Consider the following 15,129-nt stretch of genomic DNA (forward strand, 5'->3'; position numbering starts at 1 on the left):
TGCCCCCCATGAAAACTCCCCCCTTCCGCACCTGCAGCTGACTCTTATCTATTATACGATCATCATTATTACTTCTTGCGGGAATGTCCTTTGCCCGCAGCAGGACGCCCCGGCGGATTACCGTTCTTCATCATCTGCTGGGCACGCTGCATTTGCTTCCCGTTCAGGTTATACCCCATTTGCTTGGCAACCTTCTGCAGCATTTCAGGATCATTCTGCATCGTTGTCATCTGTCTGCGCAGATAATACACACCGATGAAGAATCCGCCGATCAGACCTACCACAAGCGTAATAATAGGCAATGCAATATTCATCTGTAATCCACCTTTGTACTCTATTGTCTGGCGATAACCCTGTTCAGGCACGCGAATCTATCATAGCATTTCAACAACTGGACAGCAATTGCCAAATCCCGCTGACAGCCGGTTCATTTCCCGTCCGCTGCTCCCTGCTCACGCAGCTTGCCTGCGGCCCGCTCCAGCATGTCGCGTACCGCAGCGTCCTCTTCGCTCCCAAGCGCCTGCTCAACAGCCGCAAGGGCCTCTTCGCCGCCGATGCGGCTCAGCGCCCAGGCTGCCGTCCCGCGCATCACCGGCCGCGTCTCCTTCAGCACAAGCTCCGTCAGCTTCGGCACCGCCGAAGCCTCCTTGAAATTGCCTAGCGCAATCACCGCGTTGCGCTGGATCGGATTCTTGCCGCGCCAGGCGGCGGAGCTGCTGCCGAATTTCTCCTTGAATCCCCGGTTGCTGAGATCCAGAATCGGCATCAGCAGCGGCTTGACCACCTCAGGATCAGGCAGAAGCTGCGGGCGGTGGTTCCAATTCTTGCCGCGGTTATGCGGACAGACAATCTGGCAGGTATCGCAGCCGTAGAGCCGGTTTCCGATCTTGCTCATATAGTCCTCGCTCAGGAAGCCCTTGGTCTGGGTCAGAAAGGAGATGCAGGCCTGGGCATTGAGCTGGCCCGGTCCGACCAGCGCGCCGGTAGGGCAGGCGTCGATGCATTTGGTGCAATCGCCGCAGCCCTCCTCTACAGGCTGGTCCGGGGGAAGCGGGAGATTCGTCACCATCTCCCCCAGATAGATCCATGATCCCCACTTGGGTGAGATAATGGCACAGTTCTTGGCGCTGAAGCCGATACCCGCCCGCTCTGCTACAGCCCGATCTACAAGCGCTCCCGTATCCACCATACTCTCAAGCACGGCATCCGGGACGCGCTCACGGATGAAGCTCTCCAGCTTCGCCAGCGCTTCACGAAGGACATGATGGTAATCCTGGCCCCAGGAGGCGCGGGCCAGAATACCCCTGCGCGCCCCAGGCTCGGATTTGGGCGGGTCCTCCATTTTGGAGGGATAGGCCACCGCAATAGCAATGATGGAGAGCGGCTGCTCTCCGGACTGGAGGGCCGGAACCGTCCGCTTGTCCAGGTCAGGCTCCTCGAAGCCGGATTCGTACCCCTTGTCCCGATGCTCCTTGAGAATGTTCTTCAAATATAAAAACGGCTCCGCAGTGGTGAACCCGATATCATCGATACCGAGCGCGGGGGCGGCCGCCTTAATCTCTGCCTTAAGTTTCTCCCATTTGGAAGGGGGCGGAGCGTAACCTTTCTGGATGTTGAGGTGCATATCCGCCTCTCCTTTATAGATTGACTAAGGTTGCTCTACAGGCCCTTCATCTTGGAGATAGGCCACCAGATCAGGGACACCTTACCCACAATACTCTCCCCTGCGACAGCGCCGAAATAACGGCTGTCCTTGCTGGCTCCGGCATGCCGGTTGTCCCCCATGACGAAGTAGGTCCCCGCCTGCACGGTCAGACTGCTGAAATCAGGATCTTCTATAGACGTATCGATATATGGCTCATCCAGCAGCTTACCGTTGAGATAGAGCTGCTGGCTCCGTACTTCAATAATGTCGCCGGGAATGCCGATTACCCGCTTGACCAGATATTCCTTGCGGCTGGGTCCCGTACTGGGATCATGAAGGACGACAACCTCCCCGCGGCCCGGATTCCCGAAGCTGAGGGCGATTTTATTAATAATCAGCTTCTCTCCCTGATAGAGGGTAGGCTCCATGGATTGGCCGATTACAGTTGACACATTGAACACATAGATATTAAGCAGCGACATCACAGCGAACACAATCCCCGCCGTAATGATCCACTCCCGCATATCCTTGATCCAAGTTCTTCTCGACTTCTGTCTAGACTTGTTATGCGTCACTGATCTGTATCTTTGTCTGCGGCTCCGCATGAAATCTTCTTCAAGCTCCCGGTTCATAGGCCACCTACTTGCTTCGATTGGGTTATCCGTTCCTTAACAATAGAAAAGCATATCTCCCGCCCATTTGCAATGGACATAGGGAAGATATGCTTTAGTATAATGAAACAGACTATGCAGGAATACCCATATTCAAAGTATCCGCCCTGCAACAGTTCTCTACTCTGACCTTTGATTCCGCTTACAGCAGCGGTTCAGCAACAGTTACCCGACAATGCTCAGCTTGCGCACGGATTTGAAAATGTGGTTCTCGTCATAACCCATGGCTTCATAGAGAGGCATTGCAAAAGAATTGTGTTCATCGACGGCAACATAAATGCCGCTGACCTTCCGCGCCTGAAATCTGCTCTCCATAGCCGTTACAAGACTCTTGCCGACTCCTCTGCGGCGGTAATCCGGATGGACGGCAATGCGGAAATAACAGCCGTGATTCTTCTCAATCGTACCAATCAGCGCACCGATGATTTCTCCTTCATCCTCAGCAACTACAATGAGATCAGAATCCCATGACAATTGCCTGGAGAAAGGCTCGATCGTGCTCTCGAAACATTCTTCCGATAATGCGGTCTGCAGCAATTCAGTCACTGGAGTTACATCGCTTAATTGAAAGGAACGAACGTGCATACTTTCAAGTCTCCCTTTTCTATGGCTTATGATTTTACAAAAAGAAGGAGTTTCCATAACAGCATAAAGTGGAAAAAAGCATCAAAAACCGAGGAATACCTGCTTTTGTCTCTATTAAAGCACACTTTTCTCGCGTTATCATCATTTTTCTTTTGAAAGCGCTTGATATGAAGCGTTTACATTCAATATAGTTTCATATTTAACATGTATTAGGAAATTCTAGTAGTCAAAACGTCCCGGTTACGAGTCTTATCAGTTTAACATAGGCTTAACACTTTCGGTGAGCTGAGGACGAAAAAATACTTTTTAAACAATAATGTTTATTTAGTGTTGCATTATTGTTCCAGATGCGTTTTAATAATAGTATCTCAACGGATATATACCAAAACCAACATATAATCAGGAGGGATTTTTCCATGGCTTTTCAATTACCGGCACTTCCGTATCCGAACAACGCACTTGAACCACACATCGACGCATTGACGATGGAGATTCATCATGACAGGCACCATAACACTTATGTGACGAACCTGAACGCCGCACTGGAAAAGGCACCCGAACTGCAAAACAAAAGCATCGATGAGCTTCTGACCGACCTGAACGCTGTACCGGAAGCGATCCGCACAGCGGTCCGCAACAACGGCGGTGGACATGCCAACCACACCCTGTTCTGGGAAGTGATTGGACCGAATGGCGGCGGCGCACCAACTGGCGCACTGGCTGCTGCCATTGACAGCGAGCTGGGCGGCTTCGATAAATTCAAGGAAGACTTCGCGGCTGCAGCTACTACACGCTTCGGCAGCGGCTGGGCTTGGCTCGTTGTGAAGGACGGCAAGCTTGCTGTAACCAGCACACCGAACCAGGACAACCCGATCAGCGAAGGCGCAACTCCAATCCTCGGCCTCGATGTATGGGAGCATGCCTACTACCTGAACTACCAGAACAAACGTCCTGACTACATCAAGGCGTTCTGGAACGTAGTGAACTGGGAAGAAGTCGGCAAGCGTTACGAAAGCGCGAAATAAGCATCTGCCTTCAGCATGATGCTCTAAGCAAACAGGTTCACCTCTGCCGTAATGGCAAGGGTGAACCTGTTTTTGTATACCGGCCCCGCCCAGCGTGTACGTTAGGCCCGGCCTTAGATCACTGCATGAACTTGGCGTTCAGAGCGTCGTACTCACGCCGGGTGACCGGAATTACCGTTCCATGGCGGGGGCTGGCCGGCAGCTCATAATCAGAGGATACCGTCCACTTGCCCGAATCCAGATCTTCCGTCTCCAGCGGGATGTACCCTCTCCCTCCGAATTCATCCACAAACAGATACCACTTCTTCTCCGTATTGGATTTGAACAGGGTCGGCCCTTCAATGCCCTTCAGTCCGCCGACACTTCCGCTTAAGCGCTTCACCGCAGGCGCAAATACCGAATCCAGGGATTCCTGGAATACCATTTTGCCAAAAGGGGATTCCGGGCCTTGCTCACGCTCATCCTTGGTGAATCTGTAAATCTTCCCGTTATACGCAGCCATAGTGGTATCAATAATCGAATGCCCGTAGTCCATATAGACCTGCGGCTCTGTGAACGCGCGGAAATCGCGTGTCTTGCTGTACAGGATTGTCTGGTAGGCGTCCCCGGTGTGAGCGGAATCGGCGAACATCCGCGAGGCCCAGAATACGATATATTCCCCGCTATCCTGGTCATAGATTACCTCAGGTGCCCAGGTATTCCCCGCCTCCTCTGGCGAGATCTTGGCTTCCCAAGGCTCCGACCAGTCCACGAGATTATCCGATTCCCACACGATGATCGACCGGCTGCCCCGTGTCTGGGCTGCGCCCCAATCCCAATTGCCGTTGATCTTCAGATCGGTGGCGATCAGGTAGAACCGGTCCCCTTCAGGCGAACGGATGATGAAGGGATCTCTGACTCCCTTGTCGCCCAAGGGGGAGGTAAGCACGGGCTTCCCGCCGTTCAGCTCCTGCCAATGCAGCGGGTCATTGCCTACGCTGAGGGCGAAGTATACCTGTTCGCCGTCTTCGCTCCCTTCGCCTGTGAAATAGCTGAACAGATAGCCCGCATAGTCCTCCGCCGCCGGAATGTCCTGTGCAGCTTGAGTCCCGGTAACCCGAGTTCCGGCAACCTCAACCGGCGAGCCAGCCTCCTCCTCTAGTTCCGGCCCGCCTGCCACCAGGGTCACCACCGACTTGGCCGGGATAACGGCCTGGAATACCTGCTCCCCATCTGCTGTCCCATTAGCAGCTTCATCAGCAGCCACATCCTCGCCGCGGGCCAGATCCAGCTGCTCATTGGTTACATAGGAACGCAAGGCAGATGCCTTTAGTCCCAGTCCGCTCAGCGTGAGCTGCACCCGCTTCTCCTCCAGGCTGTCATTCACCAGCACCGCCGTCATGCTCTGCTCCTCCTCGTGCACGTAAGCCGAGCCGAGCAGCCCGCTTCCGGCTTCCTGACTCAGACCGGAGAGCGCAATCCGCACCGCTCCGGGACGGATGAACCTGCTGTAATTACCGAGCGACCACAGAATCTTCGAGGTCAGGATGTTCTGCTCATCCCCAGGCTGAGTGTAATCGGTGTATAACAAGCCGTCCTTGTAATCTACCTTGGATACTGCGGTCCACCACTGCCATGCGGCTGCATTCGCCTCGGTCAGATCGAAGTGAATGGTGCGCGCCACCTGTAGCGCCGGCTCCATCCCCAGATCCCGTCCCGGGCCATAATCGCCCATAATGCAGTACTCGGTGACCCAGTATTTGGCCTCAGGATCATATTGCTTCAGATTACCGTCAAGCAGCTGTCTTAGCTTCACCAGACGGTCATCGCCGGAATGGCTGTAATCAGACCAATAGGAATGCGAGGCGATCTTATTGCCGACCGCTTCCTTCAGCACAGGGTCACCCAGCAGGTCTTTAATGTATTCCCGGTATTTCCCCAGCCCCAGGCTATTGGCTCCGCTGGAATAGACGCCGCTGCCCGCGAACTCCCGGTAGTGCTCATCATCGAGCAGAGAGATAATCTCCACTCCATCCGGGGCACTGATCTGCGCTTCCAGCCCGCTAGCCCGGAGCTGGGCATGCAGCTCCAGAATCACCCGCTTCAGGTCGTCATTGTTGTATCGGCTGGCTTCCTGCTGCGCGTGATTCCAGTCCCAGGTCGGCTCGTTAACGGGACTGATATAATCGAACTCCAGCCCTTCCTGCTTGAAATGCTCCAGCACCTCAATCAGGAAGGAGGCGAAGGCAGCTTCAGAGCCTTCCTTCAAATTACTGGACCCTACCTCCGGATCAGGCTGGGCATGGCCATTGCGGGTCATCCAGACCGGCGGGCTGTTGACGAAAGCAATCAGGGATTCGACTCCGCGCTCCTTGGCCGCCCGCAGGAACCACTGCTGGCCCGCCTGCCTGCTCCAGTCGTACGGCCCTTCCTCCGTTATTTTGAAGGCTTCCGTTCTTCGCCACGGATCTGGAATGATCGCCTGATCGGTCTCTACCGAGCCTGCACCTATATTGAAGCGCCATGCCGACAGCCCGATTCCTTCGGTACGTGAGAACAGCAAATCTGCCACCTTGTTCTTATTCTCTTCGGTCCACTCCTTCCCCAGGGGGTCCATGGACCAGGCGTCGGATGCGCCAAAGTTATCGATAGTCTGATAGCGGATATTGCCGTCTATCGTCACTGCCGCATCCGGCGGTTTCTGGTGCTGCACAGGGATTTCCTCCTCTTTCCTATTACTGAACAGAATTACAACAACACACACTAGAACAACGCCGGTAACCGCCGTAACTGCCAGCCGCTTCATGCTCCTATCCTCCTCCTAACCAACCAGACCGGACCGCTCCACACTCTCAACGAAATGCCGCTGAACGAATACATAGAGAATAATTAGCGGCAGAATCGCCATCAGCACACTGGTATTCATCATCATGGACATGAAGAACGGGTCCTGAACGAGCGAATTCGCTGCCTGGCCGCCGCCGGTCATGTAGGTAGCAATGCCGTAGCCCGCCGATGACATCATCGATGACATGACCTTCGGTTCGTTCAGATACATATTGGTGAAGAAGGAGTCATTCCACTGCCACACGAAGGAGAACAGCATTACGGTTACCATAGACGGAATGGCATTGGGCAGTATCACCCGGGCGAAGGTGGTGAAATAGCCTGCTCCGTCCACATAGGCCGCTTCCTCAATCTCCCGTGGAATGCCCTTGAAGAACTGGCGGAAAATATAGACATACAGCCCTGTCTTGACGCCCATCCCGAGCATCGAAGAAATAATAAACGGCCAGTACGTATTGATCAGATTCGCCGGCTTCCCCGTGAACAGCTCAATCAGGCCGAACAGGTCAAAGTTCTTGAAATGCAGGTACAGCGGAATCATGATCGTCTGGGAAGGGACAAGAATCGTAAAGATCACTGCCGCGAACAGCAGCCCGCTTCCCTTGAACTTAATCCGGGCAAAGCCGTAACCGGCCAGCACACAGATGATCGTCTGAAGCACCATGACCGCTGAGGACAACAGCAGGGTGTTCCGCAGGACTGCCGGATAGTTCATCGCTGTGAAGACCAGCCTGAAGTTCTCCAGGGTGAAGGCCTGCGGGACCCAGATCACGGTGGAATCATACAGATCATCCATACTCTTGAACGCAATCGACAGCTTCAGCAGGATCGGGTACAGGATGACGAACGAGATACCGAAGACCAGCACAAAGCGGGCGATGACCCACAACCATTTTTTCGAAAATTCTACCCAATAGGCGGCCGAGGCCAGCCTGTGCAGCTGCTCTTTCCTGGAGCGGTGCGGCATTGCTGCGGTCTCTGTCTTCATGAATGCTCCTCCTTCCTAACCGCTAGTCTTGATAAAAGACTTTGCGTGAGATCAGCGCCGTCGTGATCCACAACAGCAGCGCAATGATGGCAAAATACATCCAGGACATGGCTGCGCTCAGCCCGAAATTGAAGCTCTTGAACGCTGTATCCACCACCATGCGGCTGGTCTGGTCGCTGATGAAGCTGTCGATGATGGTATAGACCAGATTCGTCAGGATCAGCGGGCCGATCATCGGAAACGTAATTTTCCAGAAGGCCTCGTAGCCTGTGGAGCCTTCAATCTTCGCCGCCTCATACAGGGAAGGGGAGATCGATTGCAGCCCCGCCAGGAAGATCAGGATCTGCACGCCCGATTGGCTGACAATCTCATAGATCCGGCTCACCGCCCCAGTCAGATACTGCACCACAGTGGGGCTCAGACCGGATTCGATCAGCAGCGTGGTCAGCTCCAGATTCTTGATCACCGACAGGCCTCCGCCCGTGGAATCACTGGCGCTGCGCACCACAGACTGCATCAGATCCCCGTTCTCAATGCTGGCAATAATACCCGAGGCCAGAATGACCGGCAGGAAGAAGATGGCCCGGGCCAGCACTCTGCCATGGAACTTCTGATTGAGCAGCACAGCGAAAAACAGGCTGAAAATCAGAATAAGCGGGGTGTTCAGCACGATATTCGACACGGATTCCGTTAATGTCCGGACATAGGATTCATGGGAGAACAGCGCCTCCCGGAAGTTCGCGAGTCCGATATATTTTAGCGTGAAGCCCTCATCATTGACCTGCAGGTTACTGAGGCTGAACCGCAGGGAGGACAGCAGCGGCGTCAGGAACAGGAAGCAGAAGCCCGCGAACCAGGGAAGAATGAAGTACAGGCCGTAATATCTGTTTTTTTGCTCCAGGGACAGCTTCTTAAGCTTCATTATTGCTGCTCACCTCCTACCCGGTAATTCCGTCCGTCTATGGTTACTCCGCCCACAGTCACCGGTGCACGGTTGTAATTCACTATAATCGTAGTACCCGCTTCATAAGTCGTCTGATAGACACCTTCGGCCAGCTTCTTATGCTCCTTGATCGTCTGGGACTGGACACTCTTCAGTACACGACTCAATGCCTGATACTGCCCGGCTGCCAGATCAATCCAGCTGCGGTAATCGGCTGAATACAGCCGGTCGAAGCCCGTCATCTTGACCGCAGAGGGATCTGCATAGAACCAGGTATAATACGGTGCGCTCCCGGTCTCCAGCGCCTTCAGCAGACTAAGCGTTGCATCCTGATCGTCAGCCATATTCCAGGCAGTTCCGGCATATTGCAGATAGCCGTGGTACACCATCTGGAAGAAGGGGATGCTCTCATCCGTAATATTGAACCCGCTGCTCTGCATAGGCGCAGCCACAATATGACGGGCGAAGGGAGCTGCGTACGCATTGCCGCCTTCAACCATCAAGCGGGGCACCGAGCTGCTCATGCGCTCCAGCTGCTCCTTGACGATTCCCTCGGCCCGCTGGCGGTCAATTAGATTCTCCGCATTGAAATCGGAATTCAGCCCGCTGCCGAGATCCCGCAGGGACAAGCCGTCCACTCCAAGCGCTGCATAATCCCCGAGGAAGCCGTCTACCACACCCGGCAGTACCCGGGGACTGACGACATAACCGGAGGGCTGCTTCATATCCTGCTTGAGGTCAGAGATATCATAGGGATACGTATGCGCCAGCTTGCCCGTAATCAGCCGGGAGGCCTGTGACTTGCCGAGGCCCTTGGCTTCCGGGAAAGTCTGCAGGAACGAAGCATCGGGATATAGTGTAATCCCCTTATCCTGTGCGTAAGATTGCAGCTCCTGAAGTCCTTTTGCCCCGCCAAGCTTGCTGTCCACCGATACGCCCTTCGGGTAATTATGGTTGATGCCGCCGTTGAACCATCCGGTGTACCGCAGTTGAATGTCCCCGATCCCCTTCTCCTGCATCTGCTCCAGAATGACCCTGGCCTCCTTGAAGGAAGTAAGCGGCTCATAAGCGCTGTAGGGAATGCCCAGGAAGAATTTCTTTTTCGGAATGCCGCCGATCAATTCCAGGTAGAAGGGGACGTCCTCCACCTCTTCCAGCCTTGCCATCCCGGTATGTTCGATTAAGTACTCCCGGTATTGCGCGGCCATGCCTGAATAGCTGGCTTCTTCCTGATCAAGGAAGCTGTACGCTACAGTGATATCTCCGGGAAAGATACCTGCCTGAAATTGCTTCACCGTACTGGAGCGCCAGCCGTTGGTCAGCGTCACTTCCTCCAGACTGCCCAGCGTATAGCTGGAGAAGACATTGTTATACTGATTCAGCCGCCCGCTGACGTCTGCCTCCACGGCTGCTACCGCAGCTCCGCTCTCGATCACCGCCAGGAAGCCGCGGTCCTGAACCTTCATGCCGAATACAGGCAGCCGTGCGGTCTCCTCCTTCTGCACTTGCCCCAGCTGGGTCAGCGCAGCATCCGGTCCGTACATCGCGGTGCGGTAAGGGGTAGCATAGAGCTTGTTATTGTTAAAGTGTATCAGCGACCCGGAGCCGTCCGGCACCAGGCTGTAGCCTTCATCCTTCGTCCCGCTCGCCCCAAAAAACGGAAGCAGCGACAACGTCTGAATATGCATATTATCCGGATAATGGACCTTGTCGCCCGGGATGCTTACCCTTAGCCGATTTCCGTCCAGCTTGTATTCCAGGGGGAGCGTCACCAGGGCGGCTCCGTCCCCCTCTTCGCCGTAGGCCGCCTTATCGATGGCAATTTGCGCCTCATCATAGCCGACCTGCTCGAACAGGGAGGTCACCTTCTTAAGCCCGACTCCCTTAAAGGACGTATCTCTTCGTTCATACCGCTTGTTCTTCTCATCATACCTGAACCGCTTCTCGATCTCCTTCTTGTCACTGTCCTGCTCAAGGCGGCCGATAATCAGGGTACGAAAGCGTTCTTCACTGATGTATTTGGGAATACCGTCGATATTGCTCTTGACCTCCCCCAGCGTATACACGATATTCAGGCTGCCGCCCGATTCCTCGATGGTGAACTGGCTGCTCTGCACACTGTGGGTGTAGTTGTCATAGTTCATGAGATTGCCCTTGCTGTCATAGTAGGTCAGCTCTACCTGTACATTCAGCTTGGATTTGTTATATCCGGTGGCGACAGCATCCTGTTCGCGGTCCTGCGGGTTAGAATACCAGAGCGCTCCGCTCTTCTTATCCTTAACGGCGATCTCCGTTGTGTCCCGGTTCAGATACAGGGTCAAATATTCGTTGTCCAGGGCCGCCTTCAGACCTGCGGATAGCTCCGGCGCTTTCGGGGTGGCCTGCACGCTCTGCGCTGAGGATGGTACCGCTGCTTCGGATTGTATTGCCGTATCGGATTGTACCGCCGCTTCCGCTTCAGGCGCGGATTCCGCCAAGTCTGTGTACGGCAGCAGGGCTGCGCCGCTGAGCATAAGCACAATTGCAATAATGGTTAGCTTCTTCTTCAAAGCCTGGCTCCTCCTTTCTTATCCGCGAAGTGAAAGCTCCTGGTAGACGGTGTAGACAAAACTGACAATTTGCTGGATCAGATTGAAGAACAGCAGGCCCAGGAAGATGATGATGCCCGCCACGGCCAGCGTCAGCAGCATGGTTGTAATCGTTTTGAGCACCGTGTACTGATGAACCGTCATGGTCCCGATGAACAAGAGCCATACGAACCACAGCGTGGCCAGAGCATCCAGCAAATGATAGAAGGAAGCCTCCCGCAGCGTAATCACGTTGCTGAGCAGGATATTGGGAATGTTGATCAGAATCAGCGGAAGCAGGGCGTACCCGGTCGTAATGACGATCTCCGCGAATTTGCCCTCCCCGTCCATCAGCGTCGTCAGCGACCAGTTCGCCAGGCACCAGAGCAGGAACGGGAAAATAATATACTTGAGCTCATTGATACTGTTCAGTTCAAGCGGGTGATTATAATTGACCACATAGCCTACATATTGGCGCTTCACAATCATAGTCAGGGTAAGGAATATAAGAATGCCCAGTGCCATGCGCAGCTTGCCCTTATTCTCGTATTTCAGATCCCAGAATCCGTCGAAGGGGTGTACTGCTACATGCAGTGAATATTTAATGTCCTTAAGAAACAGCATCCTGGACCCTCCCTCCCTTTCTCGGCCGCTTCATCAGGCGGGTAATCACGTAGCCGCCCAGCAGCACGGCTATCAATCCGGTCATATAGATGCTGAAGTGATCGCGCATATACTCCCTGCGGTGTTTCCCCAGCGCCTTGGAGTAATATTCACGGTCATTGCCCAGCTTCAGATAGGTCATAGCCTCCTTGTATTCGCCTTGGCGGAGCAGCGATTTGCCGATGCCGACATAGGCCATCTCATAGTTGGCATCCAGCTTCAGCACCTCCCGCCACAGCTTGGCGGCTTCATCATGCTTACCGGAGCTGTACAGGGTGTTGGCTTCATTGACCATGCTGCCGAACCGGGTCACCGTGAACTCGGTAATTCTCCCCAGATCACGGTCCAGCACATAGAGCGCATCCCCATCGCTCTCCACCGCCGCCGGGTTCTTGAACGTGCCGAGTTGGCTGCCCAATTGGCCGATGACATACAGCAGCTTGCCGTCCTCATTGTAGGTGAACACCCGCCCGCGCGTGGCGTCCAGTGCCCGGTAGACCCCGTTTCCGGTCACATCAATGTCAATGAAGGCGGAGCGGTCCCGGCTCAGATCGCCGATGGGCGGGATCTCCCTGCTGACCCGCAGGACATCGATGCCGGAGGGATTCAATCTTTTTACCGGAGAGAAGGTCTTCTTATCCACGGTAGTGGTATAGATGAAGCCATCTTCATCGACATCGACATTGTTGAATTCCAGCGGAATGAACTGCACCATCTTCTCGCGCTGCTCCTTGGTTGATACCGACTTCCAGAACAGATCCACAGGATCAAACTGCACCTTGTTCGTGCCCATGAAGCCCGTGAACTGCCCGTCGCTGTCGAACTCGATCAGCCCTTCATAGACCCCTCTGCCGACCACATAGATGCGGCCTGCCTTATCCACAATCACTTTTCGCGGAAAATACTCAAAACCCGCTCCGATCACATCCGCCTCCGGCGCTCCGATCTCCCGCACGAAGGCCCCTGTGCCGTCCAGCTCGACCAGCCGTCTGTTCTCCGTGTCCGCCACGTAGATCCGGCCGGCATCCGTAACGAAGAGTCCCTCCGGGTTATTGAAGCTGTCCTTCTTCTCCCCGTTCCGGAAGCCTTCGATGACACGGAGTGTCTTCCACTCCTTATCCAGCACCACAATCCTCCCGTTCCCGGAATCGAGCACATAGAGCAGCCCTTCCGCTGAGACAAACAGGTCTCCCGGAGCAGTCCAGGCTCCCGTCCCTGCCTCCAGCCCGCTGATGGCCCTCGAAGGAAGATAAGCAATCGGCGACTGAACCGCGTCTCCCCAGTAGGAGTAGGTATATCCTTCATACGGCGCAGCCCCGGCCGGCCTAGGACACAGGCTGACAAGCAGCAGCACGGATACAAGCACCAGTATCGATGACTTTATTCTCAACCCTAACGCCTCCATCGCTTCAGTCCTTCATGCCGGACGAAGCCATCGTCTGAATCACATTGCTCTGTGACAGAATGAACGTCACAATCGGCACGGTCATCATAATCACCGCTACCGCAGCCCCGACTCCTGCACGGGCGATCCCGCCCTGAATAATCTGGCCCATCGCGTAATGCAGCGTCTTGAGCTGCTCGCTGTAGATGAAGCTGCCGCCGTCCGTGCCCCATAGCATCTGCATCATCAGAATGAGCAGCGTCAGCCAGGCCGGCTTCACCAGCGGCATGACGACCTGCCAGAAGATGCGGTATTCACTTGCCCCGTCTATCTTCGCCGCCTCCAGAAGCGCATCGGGGATCTGCTCCATGAACTGCTTCATGAGATAGAGTCCCAGCGGATAGGCAAAGGCAGGAACGATAACCGCCTGGTAGGTGTCCATCCAGCCCAGAGCGGACATAATCATATAGTTCGGTATCGCGGTGACATGCGGCGAGAACATCAGCGACAGGACAACCACGGTGAACAGCACCTTAGAGCCGCGGAATTTATGCTTCGCCAGCGGGTAAGCCGCCGCCGAGGCCAGCAGGATATGCCCGGCTGTACCGGCAGCGGTAATGAATACCGTGTTGAATATATATCTGGAGAACGGTACCCAGGAATTCTTCATCACCTGAAACAGATTGGCGAAGTTCTCAAGCGTGGCATTGCGTACAAACAGCGTAGGCGGGAAAATAAACAGCTCATCCAGCGGCTTGAACGCATTGTTAATGACATAAATTAACGGAATCGCCATGAAGGATCCGAATCCGGCCAGGGCCAGGAACAGCAGGGCGTCGACCTGCCAGGAACGGTTTACTTTTTTGTTCAGACGTATAGCAAGCTTCATCCCGCTTATTCACCCACCCTCTTCAGCAGCTTTTGAACAATCAGATTGCTGCCCAGCATCATCACGAACAGCACGGTGGCAATCGCCGAGGCATAGCCCATCTCGAAGCGGATCGTCCCGTAGTCCACCAGATGGGTTACGATCGTATGCGCCCCGTACTGCACACTCGGGAAGCCTGCCAGCGCCATAGCCACATCGGCAACTGCCAGCGACGCAGTGATCTGAATGACCGCACCGAACATCAGCTGCGGCCGCATGGAAGGGAGCGTAATGAACCACAGCTCCTGCCAGCGGTTTTTGACACCGTCCACAGCCCCTGCTTCATACAGCGTCTTGTCAACGGTCTGCAGTCCGGCGATGAAGGCCAGGAAGCTGGTCCCGAGGCTTAGCCAGAGCTGTACCAGCATGATGATCCCCAGCATATACTTGGGGTCCTGCAGCCATTGGATCGGCTCATAAATTACGCCAAGCTGCATGAGAAGTCCGTTGATGATCCCGTAGGAGTCACTGGAGAAGATAATCTGCCAGATGAAGAAGACATTCCCCGAGATCGACGGCGCAAAAAAGATCAGGGTCATAAACGCCCGCAGCTTGGGATTCAGCTCATTGATCAGCCAGGCAAACAGAAAACAGGCGATATAGCTGACCGGTCCGGTAACCACCGAGAAAATCAGCGTATTCTTGACCCCGATCAGGAACACATCATCGTTCCAGAGCAGCTTGGAATAATTCTCCCAGCCGATCCAGCGCGGCATCTCCAGCATGTTGAAGTGCGTGAAGCTGAAGATGATCGAAATGACCACCGGCAGTACGGTAAACAACAGAAACAGCACCATATATGGAGCCAGCAGTACATACAGATGTTTATCCCGCCGTATGTCTTTGCCGAACAAAGCCCAGTAATTACGCAGCCCGGAAGGGGACAGCCGGGGCTGAATCAAGG

Annotated in this window: 13 protein-coding genes; 1 reads left to right on the plus strand and 12 read right to left on the minus strand. The window is 54.6% G+C overall.

Annotation, left to right across the window (positions count from 1 at the left end; all coding sequences use genetic code 11):
• Window positions 1–68 precede the first annotated feature (68 nt).
• The 4 genes from MKY96_RS25695 to MKY96_RS25710 form a co-directional block, all read right to left on the minus strand.
• On the minus strand, window positions 69–314 hold the full coding sequence (locus tag MKY96_RS25695) for a YneF family protein (protein ID WP_036700040.1): 246 nt from the start codon (window positions 312–314) through the stop codon (window positions 69–71).
• A gap of 113 nt (window positions 315–427) precedes the next feature.
• Window positions 428–1,624 (minus strand): tRNA epoxyqueuosine(34) reductase QueG, encoded by a 1,197-nt coding sequence (queG, locus tag MKY96_RS25700; protein WP_340944829.1) that lies wholly within the window; start codon window positions 1,622–1,624, stop codon window positions 428–430.
• Between the two features lie 35 nt (window positions 1,625–1,659).
• The gene (lepB, locus tag MKY96_RS25705; protein WP_340944831.1) at window positions 1,660–2,277 is read right to left on the minus strand and encodes a signal peptidase I; all 618 of its coding nucleotides are present in this window, start codon (window positions 2,275–2,277) and stop codon (window positions 1,660–1,662) included.
• Between the two features lie 204 nt (window positions 2,278–2,481).
• Window positions 2,482–2,901 carry a GNAT family N-acetyltransferase gene (locus MKY96_RS25710; protein ID WP_036723776.1) on the minus strand — a complete coding sequence of 140 codons (420 nt, stop codon included), beginning with the start codon at window positions 2,899–2,901 and terminating at the stop codon, window positions 2,482–2,484.
• A gap of 416 nt (window positions 2,902–3,317) precedes the next feature.
• Here MKY96_RS25710 and MKY96_RS25715 point away from each other — a divergent pair, with 416 nt between their 5' ends.
• Window positions 3,318–3,926 (plus strand): superoxide dismutase, encoded by a 609-nt coding sequence (locus tag MKY96_RS25715; RefSeq protein ID WP_036723775.1) that lies wholly within the window; start codon window positions 3,318–3,320, stop codon window positions 3,924–3,926.
• A 118-nt stretch (window positions 3,927–4,044) separates the two neighbouring features.
• Here the strand turns inward: MKY96_RS25715 and MKY96_RS25720 are convergent, their stop codons facing one another.
• Genes MKY96_RS25720 through MKY96_RS25755 form a run of 8 tightly spaced genes read right to left on the minus strand, consistent with a single transcriptional unit; the run spans window position 4,045 to window position 15,097 of the window.
• Window positions 4,045–6,711, minus strand: a complete 2,667-nt coding sequence (locus MKY96_RS25720; RefSeq protein ID WP_340944834.1) for a glycoside hydrolase — start codon at window positions 6,709–6,711, stop codon at window positions 4,045–4,047.
• 15 nt (window positions 6,712–6,726) lie between these two features.
• Entirely contained in the window at window positions 6,727–7,740 is a 1,014-nt protein-coding gene (locus tag MKY96_RS25725; protein ID WP_340944836.1) for a carbohydrate ABC transporter permease, read from the minus strand.
• Between the two features lie 22 nt (window positions 7,741–7,762).
• Complete coding sequence (locus MKY96_RS25730; protein ID WP_340944837.1) at window positions 7,763–8,662, minus strand: carbohydrate ABC transporter permease; 900 nt, start codon at window positions 8,660–8,662, stop codon at window positions 7,763–7,765.
• On the minus strand, window positions 8,662–11,232 hold the full coding sequence (locus MKY96_RS25735) for a DUF5696 domain-containing protein (protein WP_340944838.1): 2,571 nt from the start codon (window positions 11,230–11,232) through the stop codon (window positions 8,662–8,664). The genes MKY96_RS25730 and MKY96_RS25735 overlap by 1 nt, the downstream gene beginning before the upstream one ends.
• 18 nt (window positions 11,233–11,250) lie before the next feature.
• Window positions 11,251–11,874 (minus strand): Yip1 family protein, encoded by a 624-nt coding sequence (locus tag MKY96_RS25740; protein ID WP_340944841.1) that lies wholly within the window; start codon window positions 11,872–11,874, stop codon window positions 11,251–11,253.
• Window positions 11,861–13,303, minus strand: a complete 1,443-nt coding sequence (locus MKY96_RS25745) for a tetratricopeptide repeat protein (protein ID WP_340944842.1) — start codon at window positions 13,301–13,303, stop codon at window positions 11,861–11,863. Before MKY96_RS25745 ends, MKY96_RS25740 begins: the two co-directional genes overlap by 14 nt.
• A 19-nt stretch (window positions 13,304–13,322) precedes the next feature.
• The gene (locus tag MKY96_RS25750) at window positions 13,323–14,186 is read right to left on the minus strand and encodes a carbohydrate ABC transporter permease (RefSeq protein WP_036700030.1); all 864 of its coding nucleotides are present in this window, start codon (window positions 14,184–14,186) and stop codon (window positions 13,323–13,325) included.
• A gap of 5 nt (window positions 14,187–14,191) precedes the next feature.
• Entirely contained in the window at window positions 14,192–15,097 is a 906-nt protein-coding gene (locus MKY96_RS25755; protein WP_445667852.1) for a carbohydrate ABC transporter permease, read from the minus strand.
• Window positions 15,098–15,129: the final 32 nt, after the last annotated feature.

The organism is Paenibacillus sp. FSL R7-0302 (assembly GCF_038006885.1).
Classification (GTDB): Bacteria; Bacillota; Bacilli; order Paenibacillales; family Paenibacillaceae; genus Paenibacillus_AQ.